This window comes from Streptomyces sp. NPDC001002, from assembly GCF_053599215.1.
The window spans coordinates 92,781-99,196 of record NZ_JBSFLV010000018.1 but is presented as its reverse complement, the minus strand read 5'-3'; the positions used below and the strand labels follow the sequence as shown (position 1 = coordinate 99,196).

Genomic DNA, 6,416 nt, shown 5'->3' with positions numbered 1-6,416 from the left:
GAGAACGATGAGAAGGCTGTCGGTGGGCCAAGTGCGGGCCGGGGCGGGGCTGTCAGGGATCCCCCTCCCCCTCCCCCTCCCCGGACGCAATCCCGAATGGAGTTGAACATGGCAGAGCACAACCACCCCTGGTCGAACGCCCTATTCGTCGACGGACGCTTCCGGCCGCCCGCCGCGGGAGGAACCCTCCCGGTCCGCGACAAGTCCTCCGACGAGGTGTTCGGCGTCGCGGGCGCCGCCGGAACCGCGGATGTCGACGCGGCCGTCGCTTCGTCGGTCACGGCACAACGCGCATGGGCGGCACTCCCCTACTCCGAGCGTGCCGCGGTCCTGCGCAGGGTCGCCACCGCTCTCGAACAGGCCGACGGATTCCGTGAGTTGATCATGCGGGAGACCGGCAGCATCGCGGGCAAGGCCGACTACGAGATCGCCTCGGCGGTCGGAGAGCTGACCGAAGCCGCCGCGCTCGCCTCGCGGCCGGTCGGCGAGGTGCTGCAGACCGGCCACGCGGGGCGCTTCTCGGTGTCGGAGCGGATCCCGGTCGGTCTGGTCGGGGCGATCACGCCGTGGAACTTCCCGCTGGTGCTGGGGATGCGGGTGATCGCACCCGCCCTCGCCCTCGGCAACGTGGTCCTGCTGAAGCCGTCGCCGGAGACCCCGGTGTCCGGCGGGCTGGCGATAGCTGAACTCTTCGAGCAAGCGGGCGCCCCGGCCGGCATCTTCCAAGTCCTGCCCGGGGGCGAGGAGGTCGGCCGTCGGCTGGTCGAGCACCCGGACGTGGCGATGGTCCACTTCACCGGTTCGACGACGGTCGGGCGGGAGATCGCCCGCACCGCCGGGTCCCTGCTCAAGAAGACCTCGCTGGAACTGGGCGGCAACAACGCCCTGCTCGTCCTGGACGACGCCGACATCGACCAGGCGGCCATGATCGGCGCGTGGTCGAGCTTCCACTACCAGGGGCAGACCTGCATCAGCGCCGGACGGCACATAGTCGACCGCGCGGTGGCCGACGCCTACCTGCGCAACCTGACCGACCGGGCCGCGGCGGTCACCGTGGGCGATCCGCTCCGGGACGGCACCGGTCTGGGACCGATCATCAACGACGCCCAACTGAAGCGTGCGACAGGTCTGTTGGACGAGGCGGTCGCGGGCGGTGCCCGGATCCTGACCGGGGGCACGAGCGAGGGAAGGTTCTTCCGGCCCACCGTGGTCGTGGACGTCGACCCGGCTTCCGCGCTGTGGACGGAGGAGATCTTCGCCCCCATCGCGCCGGTCGCGATCGTCGACGGCGTGGACGAGGCCGTCGCGCTCGCCAACGACACGCGCTACGGCCTGGTCTCCTCGGTCGTCGGCACCGACGTGCACCGTGCGACCGAGGTCGCGCGTCGGCTGCACTGCGCCATGGTCCACGTCAACGACGCGACCCCGCAGGACGAACCCCTCGCCCCGTTCGGCGGGGTCGGTCAGTCCGGTCTCGGCGGCAGGGCCGGTGGCGACGCGAACCTTGAGGAGTTCACCGAGCGGCGGTGGCGGACGGTCAACTCCGACCCGGTGCACTATCCGTACTGATGACGTCGGTACATCAACTGACCGCGCTGCTCGGCCTCTTGGGCGCCTGCGCATGCGTGATGGACCGGCTCGCCGGCCCGTTCCGCGCGCTGATGGTGTGCGGAGCGAGCGGCGCGGCCCTGGCGACGGGAGCCTGCGCGGTGGCCGCGGTCGCCCTGTGGACCGCAGTCACCGGGCCATCGGGCGGGCGGGGTACGGCAGTTGTCGATCTCGCCACGATGGCGGTCCTGACCGCGTGCGCCAGCCGGATCGGGCGCGACGGGGCGCCCGGTCACCGGTCGGCGATGCACATGCCCGGTGCCCCGGGGACGTACGACATCCGGCTCTTCCTGCTCCTCGTCGGCTGCTGGGCTCTGGCCCGCGTGGGTGTCCGCCTCACCACGCTCGTCACAACGTCCGGGCCCCCGCCCACCGACGGGGTGGGGGCCCGGCGCGGGGCCGCGCTGCAGGAGGGGGGCAGCGTGGCCATGGTTGTGGCGATGGCGGCGATGCTGGCGTGACGGCGCGGGCGCGCACCTTGGCACGACCGGATCGACGAACGACAGGCACGACCTGCACGACAGCCGCGACAGGCACGACGGAAAGGGCGGTACCCGAGGGTGCGCTCGGCCAATGACTCTCCTACGATCCTCACCGCTCACCTGGGCCACAGCCTCGCGGCGTCCAAGGCGGTGATCGCCGTGCTGCCGGACGGGCTCGCGCCGGGCGTGTGCGAACTACTGGGCCCCGGTCAGGGTCCCGGCCCCGACCGCGGCTCGCGTCCGCTCACCGCCGGACCGGTCGTGGCCGTCCCCGGCTGGCGGCAGGGCCCATTCACCCGGGTTGCGCTCCCACGGGACCTGCCGCCAGGGACGTACACGGTGCGGATGGTCGACGGCAGCGGACGCGAGTCGGTGTCGGAGCCGTTCGAGATCTCCGCGGACGGCATCCAGCGTCAAACGATGTCCGACGTGCTCGCGTACTTCAGGGCGATGCGGTCCAGCGGCGAGATCGACCGTAAGGACCGGCACGCTCGGCTGTGGGGCGACGAGAGCGGGCGTGAGGTCGACGCGCGCGGCGGCTGGCTGGACGCGAGCGGTGATCCGAGCAAGTTCCTGAGCCACCTCACCTACACCCGGACCATGAGCCCGCAGCAGATCCCACTCTGCGCCTGGGCGATGGCGGCGGCCCGCGACGCGATCGCCGAGCGGCACCCCGCTCTGGTCCGCTCGCTCGGCACCCGGTTGCGCGACGAGGCCCTGTGGGGCGCTGACTTCCTGATGCGTTTCCGTGCGCCCGAGGGCTACTTCTACACCGGCATCTTCGACGCCCTGACCAAGCGGCTCGACGAACGGTTCGTCACGGCGCCGCTCGCGGAGTGCGTCCGTACCGACCGCTACCAGGCTGCCTACCGGCAGGGCGGGGGCCTCGCCGTGGCTGCCCTGGCGCGCGCGTCCACTTTCGACGATCACGGCGACTTCACCGGACCGGAGTACCTGGAAGCGGCGCTCTCCGGCTTCGCTCACCTCGAAGCCCACAACCTGGAGTACCTCGACGACGGCACGGAGTCGGTGATCGACGACTACGCGGCGCTGCTGGCCGTGGCCGAACTGGTCGGTGCAGGCGCGGAATTGGGTTCGGGTGACGCATTGGAGGGTCGGTCGGTGAGCGAGGCGGCCCGGCGGCGGGCGCGGTCGCTGTGCGACCGGTACGTGCGCCCGGACGACGGCGGCCCCGGCTGGTTCCGTGCCGACGCCGAGGGAAGGCCCTTCTTCCACGCGGTGGAGGCCGGTCTGCCGGTCCTCGCCCTGCTCAGGTTCGCCGCGGTCCTCCCGGACGCGCCCGAGGCGGCCCGGGCACGTGAAGTGGCGGTGGAGGCGATGCGGGACACGCTCGTACGGACCTCCGCCGTGCCGAACCCGTTCGGGTACCCGCGCCAGCGGGTCCGGCCGGCCGGCGGCAGCGACCGGGATGCGTTCTTCTTCCCGCACGCCAACGAGACCGGCTACTGGTGGCAGGGGGAGAACGCCACCATCGCCTCGCTCGCGGCGGCGGCCTGTTTCTGCGCGGACGTGCACGGCGTGTCCGTGGCCGACCGGGAGCGGCTCCTCGATTTCGCGGACGACCAGTTGGCGTGGATCACCGGACGAAATCCCTTCCAGGTGTGCATGCTTCAGGGCCGTGGACGCGGCAACGTCGACTACGAGTCGGACTTCCCGAACCTGCCCGGCGGCATCGTCAACGGCATCACCTCCGGTTGGACGGACGAGGACGACATCGCGTTCCTGCCCGCAGAGGCCCCGGACGGTGAGTCGTGGCGGTGGGCCGAACAGTGGATCCCGCACACGGGCTGGTTCCTGCTGGCGGTGGCCGCCGCGCGCTGACCGGTCGTGGTGCGGGTGAGGGTGGTCCGGCACCCTTCAGCCGTCGACTCGAAATCCAGCGCGTCGACCATCTCGACCACACGCGGGTCCCGCAGCATGCCGTGCCTCCGGGGGCACCGCCCTGAATCGGGCACACGAAGGAAGAGGACAAGGGCGTCAACGAAAAGGGCGAGGGCGTCGCCGGAAGGATCTCCACCGGCTGAACCTCCGCAGCGGGCGTTGCGTAATCAACTCCACAGGGACAGCACCGATCTCTGCCCCGGGACGGAAGGAGAGCACCGTGCCCACATCGCCCACGTCCCCATCCCCGCAGGACCGCCCCGCACTGGAGCCCATCCGCGTGCTGCGCCCGCGCCGCACCGACGCGCTGGCCCAACTCCTCGACGACATACGCCAGGACAAGGACTACCGCAGCCAGGCGGCTGCGGCCGCACCCCTCCCCCACACCCCGATCAACGACGAGACACAGGAACTCCCGCCCGTCCCCGGTGGCAGGACCGACAAACTGCCAGCGGCCGACGGCGAGGCCCGACCGACGCGTCCCGTGGACCACCCGGGCCTGGGGCCCGGACAGCGCCGGGCGGCCATATCGATCGCGGTCGTCGCGGCGGCCGTGGTCGGCTTCGGCTGTTCCCTCCTGATCCCCAGCCCTACCTCCGCCACCTCGACCGCACCCTCGGCGAGCCCCAGCCCGTCCTCGGCCGCTCCGACGGCGGCCGCCCCGGGCGCGGTCGAGCCCATCGACGTCCTGACGAACCCCGGCTTCGAGTCGGGCACCCTCTCGCCGTGGAACTGTCCCGGCAACCCGGGCTCGATCGTCTCCTCCCCCGTCCACTCTGGCTCCAAGGCCCTTCAGGGGAAGGTCAGTTCGCGCGACACCGCGCAGTGCGATCAGACGGTCGCGGTCCAACCGAAGACCACCTACTCGCTCAGCGGCTGGGTCCGCGGCTCCAACGTCTACATCGGCGTGAACAACGGCCGCTCCACATGGACGACTTCGCCCTCGGGATACAGCCAACTGACCGTCACCTTCACCACTGGCACCTCCCAGACCAGCGCGACGATCTACGTCCACGGCTGGTACGCCCAAGGCAGCTACTACGCCGACGACTTCACCCTCAGCGGGCCCGGCGGCGGCGCCACCTAGGCGGCTTCGACTGCCCGTATTCAACGCGGGAGACGCACCAACCACCCCGGGCTATGCCGAGCGCCGCCCAAGCTCTGCCTCGGCACGGGCCACCTCCGCGTCGTACTCATCCGCGTCGAAGTCGAATTCCAACGGTCTCTCCTCCTGGTGGGGAACCTCCCATCCCGACCACTGGACGACATTCCCCAGACGCTGCACGACGACAGAGAGGAAGCCGCAGCATCCCCCTGTGCACTCCGGCTCACCCAACCGCACACGCCGCGGTTCGGACGTCGCCCGCAGCGGGCCAGGGAGTCCAACCGGCAGGAACTCCGACACCAGAGGCCCACGACCGCCGGGGCCGACCGAGCTCTCCACCAGGTCCGTGCCGTTGACCCAGAAGCGCAACTGGGCGGGGTAACGCTGCCCCGGCGGCAGCACCGTGATCTCCAAGCGATCGAACATCGCTCCACCCTAGGGCGGACGGTGCACGACAGGTACCTGGTATCGGCTGACCACCGTGCATAGGGTTCCCCCATGAACGACGAGATCACGACGATGGTCGGCAACGAGTTGTACTCGTTCGACGGCCGGATACTGGAGATCTTCGGCAACTACCCCAAGCGCTTCCACATCCGGCACATGGGCATACGCGTCTCCGATCCCGACCGGAAAGGGAAGCGGACCGTGGTGATCTCGGGCCCGGGGGCGCACACCACCTGGCACTACACGGCCGTGGAGTGGGAGCAGGTGCCCGGCCTGGCCGCGCTGCTCGAAGTGGTGCAGGCGGCCATCGACGCCGCCTCGGGACACGAGCCCACGTGACCCGAGCCGCGTACCTCGGCCCCTACCGGTGATGTGGGGGCGGCGCCGGGATACTGGACACTCCGGGTGCCGTCTCCGGCCAGACCAGGAGCACCGGGCAGGGAGCGTGGTCGACGACGAACCGGCTGTGCGGGCCCAGGCTCTTGGGGCCGAGGCGGGTGCGGTCGCCGTCCCGGGCAAGGATCAGCAACTCGGCGCCCTCGGCCGCCGCGACGACCTCGCGTTCGATGTGGCCGGAACGCTCGACGCGGGTGCTGGGGCGGCCGAGACGTTCCGCCGCCTCTTCGAGCAGTCGGGTGGCGAAGACGCCGGCGAGTTCCTCCACGCGGGTGCCCGGGTCGCGTTCGGGGTGACCGCGCCCCAGCAGCCCGGCGAACGCCCCGTGGGCGACGCCCGGGACCTCGTGCCCGGTGACGTGCAGGAGCACGACCTGCGACCCCTCAGGCGCGTGGGCACGGGCGGCGTCCACGCTCGCGGGCCAGGTGCCCTCGACGATCCAGACGACGACGGTCATACGGGTCAACCTCCGGCTT

The 6,416-nt window shown here is 71.2% G+C and carries 6 protein-coding genes and 1 pseudogene; 5 read left to right on the top strand and 2 right to left on the bottom strand.

Annotation, left to right across the window (positions count from 1 at the left end; genetic code table 11):
• The first annotated feature begins 108 nt into the window (after window positions 1-108).
• The 4 genes and pseudogenes from ACWDR3_RS11680 to ACWDR3_RS11665 all read left to right on the top strand — a co-directional run.
• The gene (locus ACWDR3_RS11680; protein ID WP_450352291.1) at window positions 109-1,569 is read left to right on the top strand and encodes an aldehyde dehydrogenase family protein; all 1,461 of its coding nucleotides are present in this window, start codon (window positions 109-111) and stop codon (window positions 1,567-1,569) included.
• Window positions 1,569-2,069 carry a hypothetical protein gene (locus ACWDR3_RS11675; RefSeq protein WP_450352290.1) on the top strand — a complete coding sequence of 167 codons (501 nt, stop codon included), beginning with the start codon at window positions 1,569-1,571 and terminating at the stop codon, window positions 2,067-2,069. The genes ACWDR3_RS11680 and ACWDR3_RS11675 overlap by 1 nt, the downstream gene beginning before the upstream one ends.
• Window positions 2,070-2,168: 99 nt before the next feature.
• Entirely contained in the window at window positions 2,169-3,932 is a 1,764-nt protein-coding gene (locus ACWDR3_RS11670) for a glycoside hydrolase family 9 protein (protein WP_450352289.1), read from the top strand.
• Between the two features lie 703 nt (window positions 3,933-4,635).
• Window positions 4,636-5,070, top strand: a pseudogene (locus ACWDR3_RS11665) (carbohydrate binding domain-containing protein); the annotation flags it as partial.
• A gap of 60 nt (window positions 5,071-5,130) precedes the next feature.
• Here ACWDR3_RS11665 and ACWDR3_RS11660 read toward each other — a convergent pair.
• Window positions 5,131-5,523 carry a hypothetical protein gene (locus ACWDR3_RS11660; protein ID WP_450352288.1) on the bottom strand — a complete coding sequence of 131 codons (393 nt, stop codon included), beginning with the start codon at window positions 5,521-5,523 and terminating at the stop codon, window positions 5,131-5,133.
• 72 nt (window positions 5,524-5,595) lie between these two features.
• Here ACWDR3_RS11660 and ACWDR3_RS11655 point away from each other — a divergent pair, with 72 nt between their 5' ends.
• Window positions 5,596-5,883, top strand: coding sequence for a hypothetical protein (locus ACWDR3_RS11655; RefSeq protein WP_450352287.1), 288 nt, complete (start codon window positions 5,596-5,598; stop codon window positions 5,881-5,883).
• A gap of 22 nt (window positions 5,884-5,905) precedes the next feature.
• Here the strand turns inward: ACWDR3_RS11655 and ACWDR3_RS11650 are convergent, their stop codons facing one another.
• Window positions 5,906-6,397, bottom strand: a complete 492-nt coding sequence (locus tag ACWDR3_RS11650) for a universal stress protein (protein ID WP_450352286.1) — start codon at window positions 6,395-6,397, stop codon at window positions 5,906-5,908.
• Window positions 6,398-6,416: the final 19 nt, after the last annotated feature.

What these genes read in the sequence shown, in the direction of transcription:
- ACWDR3_RS11680 (WP_450352291.1), top strand. Translation starts at nt 109, where the DNA reads ATGGCAGAGCACAACCACCCCTGGTCGAACGCCCTATTCGTCGACGGA.
- ACWDR3_RS11675 (WP_450352290.1), top strand. Translation starts at nt 1,569, where the DNA reads ATGACGTCGGTACATCAACTGACCGCGCTGCTCGGCCTCTTGGGCGCC.
- ACWDR3_RS11660 (WP_450352288.1), bottom strand. Translation starts at nt 5,523, where the DNA reads ATGTTCGATCGCTTGGAGATCACGGTGCTGCCGCCGGGGCAGCGTTAC.
- ACWDR3_RS11655 (WP_450352287.1), top strand. Translation starts at nt 5,596, where the DNA reads ATGAACGACGAGATCACGACGATGGTCGGCAACGAGTTGTACTCGTTC.
- ACWDR3_RS11650 (WP_450352286.1), bottom strand. Translation starts at nt 6,397, where the DNA reads ATGACCGTCGTCGTCTGGATCGTCGAGGGCACCTGGCCCGCGAGCGTG.